The 16,430-nt window shown below is 56.0% G+C and carries 12 protein-coding genes and 2 CRISPR repeat arrays (1 of these 14 running past the window's edge); all 12 genes read left to right on the top strand.

The window, feature by feature from the left end; translation table 11 throughout:
• Genes cmr5 through cas4 form a run of 12 tightly spaced genes read left to right on the top strand, consistent with a single transcriptional unit; the run spans position 1 to position 11,291 of the window.
• A complete protein-coding gene (gene cmr5 / locus LHF31_RS03310; protein WP_298009596.1) occupies positions 1-381 on the top strand; it encodes a type III-B CRISPR module-associated protein Cmr5 in 381 nt (126 codons plus the stop codon).
• Positions 382-384: 3 nt separating this feature from the next.
• Complete coding sequence (gene cmr6, locus LHF31_RS03315; RefSeq protein WP_303773549.1) at positions 385-1,305, top strand: type III-B CRISPR module RAMP protein Cmr6; 921 nt, start codon at positions 385-387, stop codon at positions 1,303-1,305.
• A gap of 8 nt (positions 1,306-1,313) precedes the next feature.
• Entirely contained in the window at positions 1,314-2,225 is a 912-nt protein-coding gene (locus LHF31_RS03320) for a DUF1887 family CARF protein (RefSeq protein WP_303773550.1), read from the top strand.
• Positions 2,226-2,234: 9 nt separating this feature from the next.
• Positions 2,235-2,618, top strand: a complete 384-nt coding sequence (gene csx15, locus LHF31_RS03325; RefSeq protein WP_303773552.1) for a CRISPR-associated protein Csx15 — start codon at positions 2,235-2,237, stop codon at positions 2,616-2,618.
• A 25-nt stretch (positions 2,619-2,643) separates the two neighbouring features.
• Positions 2,644-4,116 (top strand): type I-B CRISPR-associated protein Cas8b1/Cst1, encoded by a 1,473-nt coding sequence (gene cas8a1 / locus LHF31_RS03330; RefSeq protein ID WP_303773554.1) that lies wholly within the window; start codon positions 2,644-2,646, stop codon positions 4,114-4,116.
• A gap of 24 nt (positions 4,117-4,140) precedes the next feature.
• Positions 4,141-5,220: a type I-B CRISPR-associated protein Cas7/Cst2/DevR gene (gene cas7i / locus LHF31_RS03335; protein WP_298009579.1), complete on the top strand. Its 1,080-nt coding sequence runs from the start codon at positions 4,141-4,143 to the stop codon at positions 5,218-5,220.
• Between the two features lie 15 nt (positions 5,221-5,235).
• On the top strand, positions 5,236-5,955 hold the full coding sequence (cas5, locus tag LHF31_RS03340; RefSeq protein ID WP_298009576.1) for a CRISPR-associated protein Cas5: 720 nt from the start codon (positions 5,236-5,238) through the stop codon (positions 5,953-5,955).
• The gene (gene cas3 / locus LHF31_RS03345) at positions 5,952-8,342 is read left to right on the top strand and encodes a CRISPR-associated helicase Cas3' (RefSeq protein ID WP_298009574.1); all 2,391 of its coding nucleotides are present in this window, start codon (positions 5,952-5,954) and stop codon (positions 8,340-8,342) included. The genes cas5 and cas3 overlap by 4 nt, the downstream gene beginning before the upstream one ends.
• Positions 8,342-9,373, top strand: coding sequence for a CRISPR system precrRNA processing endoribonuclease RAMP protein Cas6 (gene cas6 / locus LHF31_RS03350; RefSeq protein WP_298009571.1), 1,032 nt, complete (start codon positions 8,342-8,344; stop codon positions 9,371-9,373). The genes cas3 and cas6 overlap by 1 nt, the downstream gene beginning before the upstream one ends.
• The gene (cas1, locus tag LHF31_RS03355; protein ID WP_298009569.1) at positions 9,342-10,391 is read left to right on the top strand and encodes a CRISPR-associated endonuclease Cas1; all 1,050 of its coding nucleotides are present in this window, start codon (positions 9,342-9,344) and stop codon (positions 10,389-10,391) included. The genes cas6 and cas1 overlap by 32 nt, the downstream gene beginning before the upstream one ends.
• Positions 10,392-10,403: 12 nt before the next feature.
• Positions 10,404-10,676, top strand: a complete 273-nt coding sequence (gene cas2, locus LHF31_RS03360; protein WP_298009566.1) for a CRISPR-associated endonuclease Cas2 — start codon at positions 10,404-10,406, stop codon at positions 10,674-10,676.
• 3 nt (positions 10,677-10,679) lie between these two features.
• Positions 10,680-11,291, top strand: coding sequence for a CRISPR-associated protein Cas4 (cas4, locus tag LHF31_RS03365; protein ID WP_298009563.1), 612 nt, complete (start codon positions 10,680-10,682; stop codon positions 11,289-11,291).
• Positions 11,292-11,440: 149 nt separating this feature from the next.
• A CRISPR array of direct repeats spans positions 11,441-15,370; the repeat unit is 37 nt; unit sequence GTTGCACCCGTCTCGATCCGTTAGAGGATACTGAAAC.
• A gap of 92 nt (positions 15,371-15,462) precedes the next feature.
• Positions 15,463-16,430: a CRISPR direct-repeat array (repeat unit 37 nt; unit sequence GTTGCACCCGTCTCGATCCGTTAGAGGATACTGAAAC); it runs 5,028 nt beyond the window's last position.

Below are 16,430 nucleotides of genomic sequence, written 5' to 3' on the forward strand. Positions count from 1 at the left end.
ATGACCGAAACAGTATCCAGACAACGTTCACTGGAGCAGGAACGCGCCGCTCATGCGTATGCGGCGGTGAAGAACGAAAAAGGGAAGAAGGATAAGGAATTGAAATCCCTTGCCCGCAGCGCTCCTGCCAGCATTCAGAGTAATGGCCTGGGGCAGACGCTGGCATTCTGGAAAGCCAGAAAAGAAGAACACCATCTGGCTCTGTACCACGCCCTTTCGGGCTGGTTGAAAAAGCAGTTGTCCTTGAAGGATGACCGTGACCTGCTGGAGTGGATTGCTACCGAAGCCACCAGCCTGCAGTACCGCCAGGCGACAGCCGAAGCCCTGGCGTACCTCAACTGGTACAAGCGTTTTGCTGAGGCTGAATTGAAGGAGGGGTGATTGATGAGCCCGAATGCTCCTCAAAGATATGGTAGTCCCCCGAATCGCCCCGCCGGGCAGGGTGGGGGCGGCAATCGCTCTCAGGAACCGGAATACCCCCTGCCGAAAGAGACGGTGGCGGTGTTTAAGGGCAGCCGGGTGAGCAACCCGGGGCTGGTTTTTGAGCGTTATATCCCTTTTATGAATAGGGATAAAGAAAACCGGCGTCAGCAAGCCCTGGATCTTGCAAAAACTGCCCCGGATTCAGATGCGCTCCGGGCGGCTTATGCACGCTGGCGGGCGTTAGTGGAAGCCTGTAAAGCCCAAACCTTTACCCTCAAAACCGACTGGCGATTCATCCCCGGGCTGGGGCGTAAAACCGCCCTGGAAATTGGCTTTGGCTTTCACCGCTACGGCTTTCCTTATCTGCCAGCCAGCAGCGTCAAGGGCATTGCCCGTACCTGGGCGCTGTTCGAACTGGCGTCGCTCCTTGAAATTGGCGAGGGCAAGTTGTTTGACCTTGACAGGACCATGGAAAAAGAAGAGGGCGAATTCCAGAAAGCCTTTGAGGCTTACAAGCCCTCGGATGAGGCTTGGGAACGGGCGAAAATTTTCCGTTGGGTGTTTGGCACGCTGGAGCAGGCGGGCGGCGCGGTGTTCTTGGATGCCATCCCTACTTCGGCTTTTCCGCTGGATATTGACATCATGAACCCGCACTACGCCCCTTACTATCAGGGAAAAGAACCTCCTGGCGACTGGCACAACCCGAACCCCATCACCTTCCTCGCCGTTCCAAAGGACAAAGAATTTGCTTTTGCTGTGGCATGGCGGCGCGGCGCTTCGCACCCCGAATTGCTGGAGCAAGCCAGCGCCTGGCTGAAAAACGGTTTGCGCGATCTTGGCGCAGGCGCCAAGACCAGCGCAGGTTATGGCTATTTCAAATGAGGTATCCGATGATCCTGCTCTGTCTTTCCGGCGAACAACCCATTCCCAATCTGATTCCGGTGCGCTATCTGAAACCGGCGCAGGCCTGGATTGTCCACACCTCTCTGGATGCCTCCCGGAAGAGCGCTGTGCGTCTGGCTGCACTCACGGATCACGCCCGCCTGTTCTTGATCGATGAGGGGTACCAGATTCCCCGTATTCTGGAGAGTTTGCTCCGCGAGGTGGGTGAGCCGGAGGAAGAAGTGGTGGTTAACCTGACTGGCGGCACCAAACCGATGGCGCTGGCAGCGTTTGAACTGGCGCGCCAGCGCCGCTATCCGGTGGTGTATTACCAGACCGAAGGTCCCCGCGGGCGTGATCAAAAGAGCATGCTGTATCGGTATTCCTTTAACGGGCGGGGTGAATTGCAACTGGATGAGGGCTATCCCTGTGAACTGCCCGCACTGATTACGCTGGATGATTACCTCAAAGCCTATCTGGATGATTATCAGGAAAAGCCGCCTTCGGGCGCCTCTGGCGAACGGTTGGAAGATGCCATTGCTCAGGCTCTGAAGCCCCATGTGGATGAGATCAAACAGCGGGTTGTGCCTGCTGGGGTGAAAAATCAGGCAGAAATTGATCTTCTGGTGCGCTGTGGCAACCATGTGGGGGTGTTTGAAATTAAAACCGGTGGCGAGGGCAGTGGCAAGCATGCTGTAGATCAACTCACCACCATCGCCGCCCGGGAGTATCTGGGAACCTATGCCGCGCGCTTTATGGTCACACAGGCCTCCATGGAAGACCGTTACAAAGCGCTGGCGAATGCTCTGCAGGTGACTGTCGTCGAACTGCGCGATTACCGGCCCGGCAGACCGCTCAGCCAGCGGGATCGATACACCCTGTTCCAGAATGTCTCTGCCACACTCCCTGTTCGTGGATAGGAGGAATGCATGATTCTGGTCAACTTCTCTCATCCTCTCTCTGCCGACCAGATGAAACAACTGGAAACCCTGCTCGGTGAACCTGTGGAGCGCGTTGTGGAGGTGCACAGCCAGATTGAACCCGACCAGCCGCTTGCCCCGCAGGTGGCGGCAATGGTGGACCAGGCCGGGCTGAGCATGGAGGAATGGCAGAACACCCCTATCCTCATTAATCCGCCCGCGCTCAATTTCAGCGCTGTCCTGCTCATTGCCGAACTGCACGGGCGGATGGGATACTTTCCCGCATGCCTGCGCCTGCGCCCGCTCAACGGCGCCATCCCGCCGCGCTTTGAGGTGGCTGAAGTGCTCAACCTGCAGAGCCAGCGGGATTCTGCCCGCCGCAGGCGGGCGTGATCCCCTCTTTACATGGAGGAAATCTATGTCTGAGATGTCCTTTTCTCCCCCCGATTACACCGGTCATCCCCTGCTGGATGTGGGGCTGGCAACCCTGACGGCGTTTGCCGGCAGAAAACGCCCTGCCCAACTGACGGAGGAAGACCTGCGCCTTGCGGCGGAGTACATCCGCGAAAATTACATCGTGGACCCGCTCAAATCGTTCCTGAATGTGGCGTTTCCTAACTCCGGGTTTACCAACCCTGCCTTTGAGAAACAGCCTGAAAAGCGCCGCCGGTACGCCGAAATTGTCGCCGGGGCTTTTACCGCGCCTCCCGGAACAGAGCGCGACCCGCTGACCGGCTTACCGGCGACCGGGGTGCCGCTCAACCCCGATGGCGATTTGCCGCCCGGACGCACCTACCGCCAGCATGTGCCTTTGCTCACCGGCGTGGATGTGATTAACTTTCATCCCTACGGCGAAGCGGGCATCCCGCTTTCCGGAGTCAGTTTGCTGGCGTTTCAAATGCTCCCCATGGGGTGCGCCAAAGTCAGCGGGAAACTGCTGGCAGTGCACAGCGACGACCCCGACCTGTTGCTCTACTTTGCCAAGACGTTCCTGAAAACGAACCAACAGGGCGTTAACGTGGCGCGCGCCGCAGGCGAGAAGAAACTGCCCGATACTGCCCCCCATCGCGCCCGCACCGTTTTGATTGAGCATCTCCTCAAGGCTGAGCACGAACTTGCCCGCCTTGAGAGCAACGGCGATGTGCCGGCTACCCTGACCGGCTACTACTTCACCAACAGCGGGCAGGGAGCCGAACTGGATATTTACCCCCTCCCGCTGGAAGTGGGCAGTTTCCTGAAAGTGGTGATGAAAAATCCCGTGTTCCAGTCAGACTGGGAAGCCCTCACCGCCCGCGGCTGGCAGTTGACCCGCAAAGAAGGCGATATCCCGCGTTACAACCGCCTCTACGAAGATCTCTTCTCCCTGCCCGAGGGTGCGGCGCGCTTCATCCGCCTGTATTTCCTGCGGAAACCCTCGCGCCAGATGGGCGCCGTGGATAAACAGGACCCCACGTTAACGTACGATACCCGCCGCGAAGCGAACTTAATTTCATGGCGGTTGACCGAACTCTTTCTCAGAAAGGTGATGCTTATGGAAGATTCCCGTGTTCAATCTATTCGTGAACTGGGCGACGCTCTTGCTCAGTACATCCTCGATCGAAACGATCGAGGGGTGTTCAATGCTTTCTGGATGGCTCGCAATTACGGCGAACTGCGTGCGGTGCTTATCCGCGCTTCTGCCGCCGAGGTGCGCGCCGGACGCAAACCCCTCATCACCCTCGATCAATTCCTTGCCGTTTTCGAGCAGTCCGAAGGCGTCCCCTTTGCCGACTGGCGCCTTGGGCGCGATCTGGTGCTCATTCGCCTGCTCGAACAGTTGTATCAGAAGGGCTGGCTCCAGGCGCATGCCGAAGAACTGCCCGAAACCGCCCCCGAAGAAGAAAACTCGTAAATTCAACACCAGAAGGAGGATCCTATGTCATTTGTCACCGGTTTACTGCTGATTGACGCGCCTGCGTCTGCGTTGAACAACCTGGGCAACATCCCCGGGAGCATGACCGAAAACGTGGTCGGGGTGAAGCACATCCCTACCCGTGAGGGCAACTACCCCTACGTCTCTGCGCAAGCCTTCCGTTACTGGCTGCGCACCACCCTGGAACAGGGCAACTGGGGCTGGAAAGCCGCGCCGGTCTTCCGCGAAGCCAAAATTGCTTATACCGACGCCAACCCCATCCTCTACTGGGATGATGATCTGTTCGGCTATATGCGTGCCCCCTCCAAAAAGACCGAAGCCGTTAACGCCCGCGAAGCCAGCGGTCTGGTGGCTCAGGCTACCCCCACTGCCGAAACAGTGACCCGCGTTTCGCCCTTCCGTGTCAGCACTCTGGTTTCGGTGGCGCCGGTGCGTCTGGTGGAAGATTTTGGCACCATGTCGCGCCACAATGGCGATCCTGTCCCGCACGGTCACCAGTTCTACCGCGCCACCCTGCAGGGGCTGTTCTCCCTCGACCTGCATGCCGCCGGTACCTTTACCTACGCCGAGCGCACCGGCTACCTTAATCTGGATGAGGAACGCCGCAAACTGGCGGAGGAAAAGAAACTGGAGCATCTGGAGAAGCACAAAGCCTACCGTCTGCCGTTGAAGGAACGGCTTCAGCGCGTGCGCGCCCTGCTGGAGGGACTGGCAGAACTGAACGGCGGCGCCAAGCAAGCCCTGCACTACACCGATGTCAGCCCGGATCTGATCGTTCTGGCGGTCACCCGCGGCGGCAACCATATTTTCGGGCATATTATCGGCACGCAGGGGGAACGCCCGGTGCTGAACCTGCCTGCCCTGCGCGAGGCGCTGGATGTCAACCGCGAGGACCTGCTTTCGGATGTTTACATTGGCTGGGTGCGCGGCTATCTGGATGCCGAACGCGAGAAACTGGAAGAAGCCCTCGGCGAAGCGGGCATGCTGGGCGACTGGAACGCCCGGATCCACCTCATCCATCCGCGCGAAGCCTGCGTGCGGCTGGCTCAGGAGCTGGAGGCGCACCCGGACTGGATGCAATAAACGGGAGGGGTGCCTATGCGCGCGCTGAAAATTGTCGCCGAAGGGCTCACCGCATCCTTCCGTTACCCCCATTTCATGATGGGTGTCCAGCCTACGTTTGAAATGCCCCCACCTGCCACCCTGTACGGGCATGTTGCCAGCGCCCTGGGGGAGTGGTTTGATCCGCAGGGGGTGCGCTTTGCCGTGCGTTTCGAATTCCGCCGCAAACAGGCAGATATCGAGACCACCTACCTGCTTACCCCTGCCAGTGGCAAAATGCCGGGCGACAAATCGTTCCCCAAGGCGCTGGAGGGTAACCCCAACCCCTTCCACCGCGAAATTCTCTACTTCCCGCGCCTGACGCTGTACCTGAACCGCCCCGAATGGCTGGAGGCGTTTCGTCACCCGCGTTATGCCGTGTGCCTGGGGCGTTCGCAGGACCTCTTCACCTACCGCAGGGTGGAGGTGGTGGACCTTGAGCCTGCCGATCACGTGGTGCTGGAGCATGCCCTGCTGCCCTATTCCTTTGCCGCCTACACGGCTGCCGGGCAGGCTGTGCTGATGCCCCGGTATCTGGATTACCGGAACCGCCGTTACCCTGCTTTTGAACGGTATGTCATTCTGCACCGCCGGGTGCGTACGCGCGAGTTCACCCGCTATACCGGTCAGCCGGAACTGGAACCATGGTGGGCAGACCCCACCGAACCGGTGGCAGGCGAAGAGCGTGCCGGTGTGGTGTGGCTTTCATGGGTATGAAGACGGAAAAGCCCTGCGTTCCTGACGGTTTAGCCCACCTGTGGGCAAAGAGCCCTGCTCCCTCGCAACGACAGGGGCAGAGCCTGGTACACCATACCTGGGAGGCGCTGATGCGTCTGAGCGATCTGGCGCATCAGCGCCCCGGTCTCTCTGATCTCAGCGGACAGCCGCGCCTGTGGCATTTGCTTTTCTGGGCGGTTTTCCTGCACGACTGGGGCAAAGCCGCCCAGGGTTTTCAACGTCTTCTACGTGGAAAGGAACGCCGCTGGCAGTTTCGTCACGAAGTGCTCTCGCTGGCGTTTGTAGACTGGGTTTCTTCGGGGCTTTCCGGGGAGGAAGTTGCCTTTCTGGCGGCGGCAATTGCCACTCACCACAAGGATTTTGACGAAATTGAGGGCTACCTCGAAGAACAGGAGGAACCCGATTATGACCCTCTGAACCTTATGCTGGCGGAGGTGTCGCCGGAGGATGCCACCGCTCTCTACCGCTGGGTGGAAACCTGCGGTGAGGATTGGATCGATGCCCTGGAAATGCGCCCTCTGGGGGTGACCTGCCCTGCCCTGCCTCCGCTGGAACAGGCTCTTTCTCTGCTTACCCCGCAGGCGGTGCGCCGTCATCTGCATCGTCTGGAATCCTTCCTGCGCCGGTGGGAGGATGACCCGCCCCCTGTAGAAGACCTGCGCCCGGGCATTTTTCTGCGCGGATTTGTCCTGCAGTCCGACCATCTGGCTTCGGCAGGATGGGGATCTTTACCGGAAGCGCGCCTGGCTCCCGAAGCAGTTCTGGAGGCGCTGGCTCTACCTTCCCGCGGTTTGTATGCTCATCAGCGCATTGCTGCGCGTACTTCCGGGCATGCTCTGCTGCTGGCGCCTACCGGCACGGGCAAAACCGAAGCCGCTTTGCTCTGGGCGGTTCATCAACGCCTGCCGCGCCTGTTTTACACCCTGCCGTACCAGGCAAGCATGAATGCCATGTACGACCGTCTCAACCGCATTTTCCCCGGACAGGTGGGGCTTCTCCACGGGCGCAGTACCATGGCGCAGTTCCAGCGCCTGATGGAGCAAGCCTACAGCCCCGAAGAAGCGGCGAAGACAGCCCGTTTACTGCACAATCGTTCCGGGCTGGCATATTACCCGGTGCGTGTGTTCAGCCCCTATCAGTTGTTGAAAGCCGCCTTTCAACTCAAAGGGCACGAAGCCCTGTGGAGCGATTTTTCAGAGGCGGCGTTCGTGTTCGATGAAATTCACGCCTATGAGCCCAACCGTCTGGCAATGATTACCGCCACATCGGGGCTTCTGGCGCGCTCGTACGGGGCGCGGTTTCTGGTGATGTCGGCTACCCTGCCTGCCCCGGTGCGTGCCGTGATTCAGGATACCTTTGGAGAGGTGGTTGCCATCCAGGCCTCCCGGCGGCTGCGCGCCAGCCTGCGCCGCCACCGTCTTTCTCTTGCCGATGGCAATCTGTTGGATGAGCATAACCTGCACAAAGCCCTTAATGAGGCGCTTCAGGGCAGGCGCATCTTGATCGTCGCCAATACCGTGCGTCGTGCCCAGGTCATTTACCAGTGGATGCGCGACCATCTCCCTCCGCAGATTCCCGCCTTTCTTCTGCATGGTCGTTTTAACGGGCGTGACCGCGCCCGCAAGGAACGCGAAATGCTGGCAGTGGCGGGGCTGAACCCGGCAGAACGCCGCCCGCTGGTGCTGGTTGCCACTCAGGTGGTTGAGGTGAGCCTGAACCTTGACCTGGATATGCTCCTGAGTGACCCCGCCCCGCTGGAAGCCCTGCTTCAGCGCATCGGGCGCGTGAACCGTCTGGGACAGCGCGAACCTGCCCCGGTGATCGTCTTCCGCGGCATGGATGATGTCTTCCGGCGTGTGTACCGTCCGGTGGAACAGGTCACCCGCACCCTTGAGGTGCTTGATGAGGTTCTGCGTGTCGCGCATTGCGATAGCCTGCTTTTAGATGAAGAGCGCCTGCCGCGCTGGCTGGATGAAGTCTATACCGGTGAGGTGTTGACGGCATGGCGGCAGACCTTCGAACGCGCCCGGGTGGATTTCGAGCGCAGTTTCTTGCAGGCGCTTCAGCCGTTCCGTTCCAACCCCGCGCTGGCGGATCAGTTTCACCATCTGTTTGACAGTACTGAAGTGTTGCCAGAAAGCCTGTACAATGAGTACCTCGAACTGCGCGACAGCGAGCGCGCCCTGGAAGCCGACAGCCTGCTGGTGCCGCTTTCGTGGGGCTTGCGCGCCATGCTTGCCGGGCGGGGATTGCTTCATCAGGGCGATCGCGATTTCCCCGATGTGGTCTCTGTGCCGTATGACGGGGAGTGGGGCTTGAACCTGGATGTTCAATCCCAAGAACAACCTGTGGAGGACCTGGATTAATGGCAGACTTTCCCCTCACCTTTACCCGTTTGCGTTTTGAATGCCTTGCCGAAACCCCCCTGCGCTTCGGCGAATATCGTGCCGGAAGCAACCTGCGCGGCGCGCTGGTAAACATCATGCGGCGCGCCACCTGCCCTCTGAGCGTTCCGGCGCTCCCCGGCGGGGTATCTGCCCCTCCCGACCCGCAGCATGTGGCAACCTGCCCGGTTTGCTGGCTGGTGGCGGCAAACGAAAAGCCCGGTGTGGAGCGCCGTGGTTACATTCTCACTCCTCCGCTGGACCCGGTGCCATCTTACGCTCCGGGTGAGCGGTTTGTCTTTCACCTGACCCTCGTGGGCGAAGCCCAGCGCTTCCTGCCCTACTTTGTTCTGGCAGTGCCTGAAGCCGGACGCATGGGAATGGGTGCCGGACGGGGGCGTTTTGCCCTGCGGCGCATCCTTGCTGAGCGCCTTGACGGCAGCGAAGATGTCCTTCTGGAAGAGGGCGAAACGGTCCTGCGACCGGATGTTTCAGTCCAGTCTCATCGAGATGTGCTTGCTCGCGTTGACCGGTTGCTCCCCCGGGATGCTGCCGGTGGGGTGCTGGAACTGCTCCTGCACTTCCTCACCCCCCTGCGGCTCATCTGGAATGAGCGGCTGGTCAAATCCCCCGATTTTGCGGTACTCTTTGCCCGTTTGCTCGAACGGGTGGATGAACTGGCTGTCCAGTTTGCCGGCGGGGGGCGGCGCCCCGCACAGGAGGTAGAGCGTCTCCAGAATTGTGCTTTGCAGGTGCGCCTGATCGAACAGAATACCCGCTGGGTAGAGGTTGCCAGCGGCTCCAGCCGTACCCAAACGCAGACATGGCTGAGCGGCATAGTCGGAACTGCCCGGTATGCCGCGCCTCTGGCTGTGTGGCGCGAACTGCTCCCCTGGCTGGTGTGGGGCGAGGTGGTGCAGGTGGGCAAGGACACGGTAAAAGGCAACGGGGTGGTGCACATTTGGATGGAAGGGGGCGTCTGTGGCGATTATTCAGCATCTGATCGCCGATGAATACGGCACCTTTGTCGGCAAACACAGTGAACGACTGATTGTCTTCAAGGGAGAGGAAAAGCGCCTGCAGGCGCCCCTTCTGCACCTTGAATCGGTGGTGATTGCCAGTCTGGGGGTCAGTATCAGCGCCGATGCCGTGCAGGCGTGTACCGAACGCGGCATTCCCATTTTCTTTCTTAACTCTCTGGGCGAACCTTACGCCAGTCTGTACAGCGCCGGATTGACCGGCACGGTTGCCACCCGCCGGGCGCAACTGGAAGCCTACCGCAGTCCGCGCGGTTTGGCACTGGTGCTGGCACTGGCAATGGGCAAGATTCAGAATCAGGGCAATTTCCTGCGCTATATGAGCAAATATCGGAAAGAAAATGACCCTGAACTGTATGAAGAGTTGCGCCGCCGCTCTGCCGAGGTCCTGAACGCGCGGGAAGAACTGGAACGCCTGCATCAGGCGCACGAATTTCAGCAGGGCATCTGGAGCATTGAGGACCTGCGCGAAGTGATCATGGCGGTTGAGGGACGGGCCGCCCGCACCTACTGGGAAGCCATTGCCCTCACCGTGCCAGAAAAATACGCTTTCCCCGGCAGGGTAGGGCGTGGCGCAGTGGACCCCCTGAACGCCGCCCTGAACTACGGGTATGGCATTCTTTACGGGCAGGTGGAACGCGCCATTGTGCTTGCCGGTCTGGATCCATATGCCGGCTTTCTGCATGTAGACCGCCCGGGGAAGCCCAGCCTGACTCTTGATTTCATTGAGGAATTTCGTCCAACGGTCGTGGATCGTACCATCATCGGGTTAGCCAATCACGGCACAGTATTTGAGCAGGATGAAAAGAATCTGCTCACCCAGGAAACCCGCCGAATGATTGCCGAAAAGGTGCTGGAGCGCCTGGATACTCCCATTCCTTTTGAAGGCAAGCGCTATCCCATCCGAGCCATTATTCAGATGCAGGCGCGCCACATGGCAACTTTCCTGCGTGGCGAGCGTGATGCTTATTTGCCCTCTCAATTGCCGTGGTAAGCGAGGAAAACCATGAGCGTGGAAAAGGTTCCCAACCTCATTCTGGTATATGATATTGTGGATGACCGCAAGCGTGCCAAAATTGCCGATGTGTGCCTGGATTACGGGTTAGATCGCATCCAGTACAGCGCCTTTGTGGGTTGGCTGATTCCTGCCAAACAGCAGGAACTGTTCACCAAAATCAGGCGCATTCTGGGTAAAAGCCCCGGCAATGTGCAACTGGTGCCTATCTGCGCCGATGACTGGAAAAAACGCCGGGTCATTGACCAGCTCAACCGGGGGTGAAGAATGCTTGACCCCTTTGAAGAGATTTACGAATACCCCTTCCGGGTGACCGATTTGAAACAGTGGGTGTACTGTCGCCGTCTGCTGTATTTTCTCGCGTGTCTGCCCGATGTACGTCCGCGCACCTACCTGATGGATGCTGGTAAAGAAGCCGGAGAAGGCGAAGAAGGGCGGGAACTGCGTCGTTCACTGAAATCATACCGACTGGTGGATGGGAGACGCGAGTTTAATGTGGCGGTGCGCTCGTCGCGCTGGGGGTTGCGGGGACTGGTGGACCTGGTCATCTGGGTGGATGAGCCTGCGCCTGGCGAAGTCATACCGGTTGACTTCAAACTTTCTTTTAAGAGTGGTGAGCACGTTCAGTTACAATTAATGGCGTACGGTTTACTGCTGGAAGAATCCAGCGGCAGACCAGCACGCCGCGGCTTTCTTTACGAAATTCCTCTGCGTAAAGCCATAGAAGTGCCGTTTACGCCGGCACTGCGCCGCAAGGTGGAAGAAGCCCTGCAGGGGATGAAAACAATGCTGGAGAGCGAAAAAATGCCTGAGCCCACTTCTCAACGGATGCGCTGTTTGGGTTGTGAGTTTAGACGTTTCTGCAATGATGTCGTTTAAGAAAGGTTCTTTTCGCAAATCACCCATGTTTTTAAGCAAAGAGAGATTTGCGAAAAGAGAGATAACAATAATTGGGAAGTACAGCAGAAATGGCGGCAATAGCGATTGCGGACCCGTACAGACACGGTATAATGGAGGAAAGGGATGCGGTTGCACCCGTCTCGATCCGTTAGAGGATACTGAAACAGCAACGCGGCGTAACTGGCAATCGGTTCAGCACCGGTTGCACCCGTCTCGATCCGTTAGAGGATACTGAAACTCCGCAATTACGATAGCCGACTTTTTGCTGCCATTCTGTTGCACCCGTCTCGATCCGTTAGAGGATACTGAAACGTAATTTATGTGGATACGAACGACGAAGCAAAAGCAAGTTGCACCCGTCTCGATCCGTTAGAGGATACTGAAACAATGCTATTTCGAGTTCCAGCGCCCATTCAATCTCTTGTTGCACCCGTCTCGATCCGTTAGAGGATACTGAAACACTCCGCAGCAATATGATTGTTCTAAAACCCGTGTCTGTTGCACCCGTCTCGATCCGTTAGAGGATACTGAAACTTTGCGTAACGGGTTGGCTTCCAACGCGCGATTATAGGTTGCACCCGTCTCGATCCGTTAGAGGATACTGAAACAATTTTCAATCTTCAGAATTTTTTGTTACCAGTTTGTTGCACCCGTCTCGATCCGTTAGAGGATACTGAAACCAGCCGCCGACTTTTTGTTGCCACTCTTTGCCCGCTGTTGCACCCGTCTCGATCCGTTAGAGGATACTGAAACCGTATGCTGACTGCTTACTTACTTACTTACGCAGCCGTTGCACCCGTCTCGATCCGTTAGAGGATACTGAAACTTACGGAAGCGGGCAAAGGGTTCTGGCAACAAAAAGTCGTTGCACCCGTCTCGATCCGTTAGAGGATACTGAAACAGCGACATGAAAAAAAGAATAAAAATGACAAAAAATTGTTGCACCCGTCTCGATCCGTTAGAGGATACTGAAACTTTGCGTAACGGGTTAGAGTTTAAGGCGCGGTTATAGGTTGCACCCGTCTCGATCCGTTAGAGGATACTGAAACCACGCAACGCGCTCAGGTCGTAGCGACCATTCACACGAGTTGCACCCGTCTCGATCCGTTAGAGGATACTGAAACGCCTTGCCAGCCTTACCCCGGGGCTTGCGGCCGGTCTGTTGCACCCGTCTCGATCCGTTAGAGGATACTGAAACACGGATTGCTGAACAATGGAACGTAACGCACTTAGGGTTGCACCCGTCTCGATCCGTTAGAGGATACTGAAACACAAGTAAGGGCTAACCTCATCCGGCGAACCTGGCAGTTGCACCCGTCTCGATCCGTTAGAGGATACTGAAACCTTTCATTGGAATTTAGACAATTCTAAAAATTGAATAGTTGCACCCGTCTCGATCCGTTAGAGGATACTGAAACTACTCTTGGGCTGGCGGACTTTGCGTAGAATGGGGAGTTGCACCCGTCTCGATCCGTTAGAGGATACTGAAACCAGATGTCGCATCTCACAGCATTTTCTTTTTTCATGTTGCACCCGTCTCGATCCGTTAGAGGATACTGAAACAGTAACAAAATTCTTGCTATTTTTCTTGAAAAAATACGTTGCACCCGTCTCGATCCGTTAGAGGATACTGAAACTTTGCGCAACGGGTTGGAGGCTAATGCACGATTGTAGTTGCACCCGTCTCGATCCGTTAGAGGATACTGAAACTCCAGAACAATAGCCGTGGCATCTGACAATGCCCCGGGTTGCACCCGTCTCGATCCGTTAGAGGATACTGAAACCAATTACGATTGATTTTTTGCCAGAATTCTTTGCCCGTTGCACCCGTCTCGATCCGTTAGAGGATACTGAAACTTTTGTGAGCAATTCTTTTCGTCTGCGTATGCTGACTGTTGCACCCGTCTCGATCCGTTAGAGGATACTGAAACGACTGAGCCACGATTGAGCGCAACGCGCTCAAATCGGTTGCACCCGTCTCGATCCGTTAGAGGATACTGAAACAAAATCGCGGCGTAGCGGATAACCGGCTCAGCACCGCGTTGCACCCGTCTCGATCCGTTAGAGGATACTGAAACTCAGACACAATTACGATCGCTGATTTTTTGCCAGAATGTTGCACCCGTCTCGATCCGTTAGAGGATACTGAAACGCAGGCTCAATTACGATAGCCGCCGGCTTTTTGCCAGTTGCACCCGTCTCGATCCGTTAGAGGATACTGAAACGCTTTTTGCCAGAATTCTTTACCCGCTTCCGCAGCGTTGCACCCGTCTCGATCCGTTAGAGGATACTGAAACCTGCCTTACGGCCGGCTTTGCGTCCGGCTTTGCGGCCGGGTTGCACCCGTCTCGATCCGTTAGAGGATACTGAAACCTACGTCTACGCAAACGTAGTGGATTAGAGGCTAATGCGTTGCACCCGTCTCGATCCGTTAGAGGATACTGAAACGCATACGCAATTAGAGTATACAACAATCTTGAGAAAGTTGCACCCGTCTCGATCCGTTAGAGGATACTGAAACGTGGTAACAAAATTCTTGAAACTTGAAACTGGTAAGTTGCACCCGTCTCGATCCGTTAGAGGATACTGAAACGCCGGTGTACTGCCGGCTGGCATGTTTCCGCAAAATGTTGCACCCGTCTCGATCCGTTAGAGGATACTGAAACAACAGCGCGAAAAATAAGATACTGAGTCTACATAAGTTGCACCCGTCTCGATCCGTTAGAGGATACTGAAACGACACAGAATAACTTTTGTTCTATAATAGCAATTGCGTTGCACCCGTCTCGATCCGTTAGAGGATACTGAAACTGCTTCTAGGCTGGCGGACTCTTCGAGAGGCTGGCGTTGCACCCGTCTCGATCCGTTAGAGGATACTGAAACACGAATTACGCAAGGTACTGGGGTGGCTCTATGACGGTTGCACCCGTCTCGATCCGTTAGAGGATACTGAAACGCTTTGCGTCCGAGACCGTCCGCAATTACGATAGCCGTTGCACCCGTCTCGATCCGTTAGAGGATACTGAAACCTCTTACGTTTGCGTAGACGTAGAGGATTAGAGTCTGTTGCACCCGTCTCGATCCGTTAGAGGATACTGAAACGTCCTTTTGGATGGCGTTAAGGTTTGCACGCTCAAGTTGCACCCGTCTCGATCCGTTAGAGGATACTGAAACTCCAGAACGACAGGCGTGCTGTCCGGTAGCGCTCCGTTGCACCCGTCTCGATCCGTTAGAGGATACTGAAACACTAGTTTTTGTTTTTTGTGAGCAATTCTTTTTGTCTGTTGCACCCGTCTCGATCCGTTAGAGGATACTGAAACACTATCCCGAGCCTTCTTATCGCTTAACACCCAAGGTTGCACCCGTCTCGATCCGTTAGAGGATACTGAAACTCCAAGGTCGGCAGCCTGCGTCAGTCCTTGTATCTGCGTTGCACCCGTCTCGATCCGTTAGAGGATACTGAAACCTAGCGAAAGTCTCAGCCAGTGTGTCCCATGCACAAAGTTGCACCCGTCTCGATCCGTTAGAGGATACTGAAACTTTCGCGATTGCAGGACAACGCAAGTCGCTGGAGATTAGTTGCACCCGTCTCGATCCGTTAGAGGATACTGAAACCTCACCTTGACCATTGCGGTGTTCGTCCAGTACAAAGTTGCACCCGTCTCGATCCGTTAGAGGATACTGAAACAACAAAAAACTCGAAGAAAAATCGCCATAGACTTCTGTTGCACCCGTCTCGATCCGTTAGAGGATACTGAAACCGCAAGTTGCCGAGAGGAAGAACATGCCTTTATACAGGTTGCACCCGTCTCGATCCGTTAGAGGATACTGAAACAAAAAAATAATCCGGCGCTGGGCAATTGCGCCAGGACTGTTGCACCCGTCTCGATCCGTTAGAGGATACTGAAACCTGACGGCTTTGGAGCGATGACATAATCATCTACAGAGTTGCACCCGTCTCGATCCGTTAGAGGATACTGAAACCGTTTATGTGTAGAGCGTTACGATTTTGACCTTAAATGTTGCACCCGTCTCGATCCGTTAGAGGATACTGAAACATACTTTTTTGCGATTGCTTTTGTCCTTCCGCGTTTTGTTGCACCCGTCTCGATCCGTTAGAGGATACTGAAACCTGAAACCGCTGGAACTGGTTGCACCCGTCTCGATCCGTTAGAGGATACTGAAACCACTGCGTGCGGCAGATAAATCATATCTGCCGTTTATCGTTGCACCCGTCTCGATCCGTTAGAGGATACTGAAACAAAAAGTGGAAGGAGAAATTTATGGCAGTAATTTATGTTGCACCCGTCTCGATCCGTTAGAGGATACTGAAACTACAGGTTGTACAGGTGGTACAGATTTTGACGGGTCGTTGCACCCGTCTCGATCCGTTAGAGGATACTGAAACAAGTGATAACGGATGTATTCGCTGAACAAAGACGCGGTTGCACCCGTCTCGATCCGTTAGAGGATACTGAAACACCGTACAATTGGGACAGTAATAGACAACGCGAAAGTTGCACCCGTCTCGATCCGTTAGAGGATACTGAAACAGAGAAAAAGGAGTAAGCCATGTCCACGAAGATCAGGTTGCACCCGTCTCGATCCGTTAGAGGATACTGAAACTTGCGGTAAGGGCGGGTAGCAGGGCTGTAAACGTGGTGTTGCACCCGTCTCGATCCGTTAGAGGATACTGAAACGTTGAAGAATAAAATCGTTCAAGAATAAGTGCGCAGTTGCACCCGTCTCGATCCGTTAGAGGATACTGAAACATTCGCTGGTAGCGGTGCAGTATTGCTATCCGCTCACAGGTTGCACCCGTCTCGATCCGTTAGAGGATACTGAAACAGCGCAACGTGCCACTCGCCGCTTATGATGACGTCAGTTGCACCCGTCTCGATCCGTTAGAGGATACTGAAACGTGCGAAACCTCATGCAAATCAGCCAAAACACGTCCAGTTGCACCCGTCTCGATCCGTTAGAGGATACTGAAACCTCAATCTCAGAGAGTGGAGAGACAGGGATTAAATGTTGCACCCGTCTCGATCCGTTAGAGGATACTGAAACTTGCAACCTTGAAAGCATCCTGGTAATTTTCAACCCGTTGCACCCGTCTCG

The sequence above is a fragment of the Anaerolinea thermophila genome, assembly GCF_020723905.1.
Taxonomy (GTDB): domain Bacteria; phylum Chloroflexota; class Anaerolineae; order Anaerolineales; family Anaerolineaceae; genus Anaerolinea; species Anaerolinea thermophila_A.

Excerpts from the sequence above, each read along its gene's own strand:
- cmr5 (WP_298009596.1), top strand. The coding sequence starts at position 1 with ATGACCGAAACAGTATCCAGACAACGTTCACTGGAGCAGGAACGCGCC.
- cmr6 (WP_303773549.1), top strand. The coding sequence starts at position 385 with ATGAGCCCGAATGCTCCTCAAAGATATGGTAGTCCCCCGAATCGCCCC.
- LHF31_RS03320 (WP_303773550.1), top strand. The coding sequence starts at position 1,314 with ATGATCCTGCTCTGTCTTTCCGGCGAACAACCCATTCCCAATCTGATT.
- csx15 (WP_303773552.1), top strand. The coding sequence starts at position 2,235 with ATGATTCTGGTCAACTTCTCTCATCCTCTCTCTGCCGACCAGATGAAA.
- cas8a1 (WP_303773554.1), top strand. The coding sequence starts at position 2,644 with ATGTCTGAGATGTCCTTTTCTCCCCCCGATTACACCGGTCATCCCCTG.
- cas7i (WP_298009579.1), top strand. The coding sequence starts at position 4,141 with ATGTCATTTGTCACCGGTTTACTGCTGATTGACGCGCCTGCGTCTGCG.
- cas5 (WP_298009576.1), top strand. The coding sequence starts at position 5,236 with ATGCGCGCGCTGAAAATTGTCGCCGAAGGGCTCACCGCATCCTTCCGT.
- cas3 (WP_298009574.1), top strand. The coding sequence starts at position 5,952 with ATGAAGACGGAAAAGCCCTGCGTTCCTGACGGTTTAGCCCACCTGTGG.
- cas6 (WP_298009571.1), top strand. The coding sequence starts at position 8,342 with ATGGCAGACTTTCCCCTCACCTTTACCCGTTTGCGTTTTGAATGCCTT.
- cas2 (WP_298009566.1), top strand. The coding sequence starts at position 10,404 with ATGAGCGTGGAAAAGGTTCCCAACCTCATTCTGGTATATGATATTGTG.
- cas4 (WP_298009563.1), top strand. The coding sequence starts at position 10,680 with ATGCTTGACCCCTTTGAAGAGATTTACGAATACCCCTTCCGGGTGACC.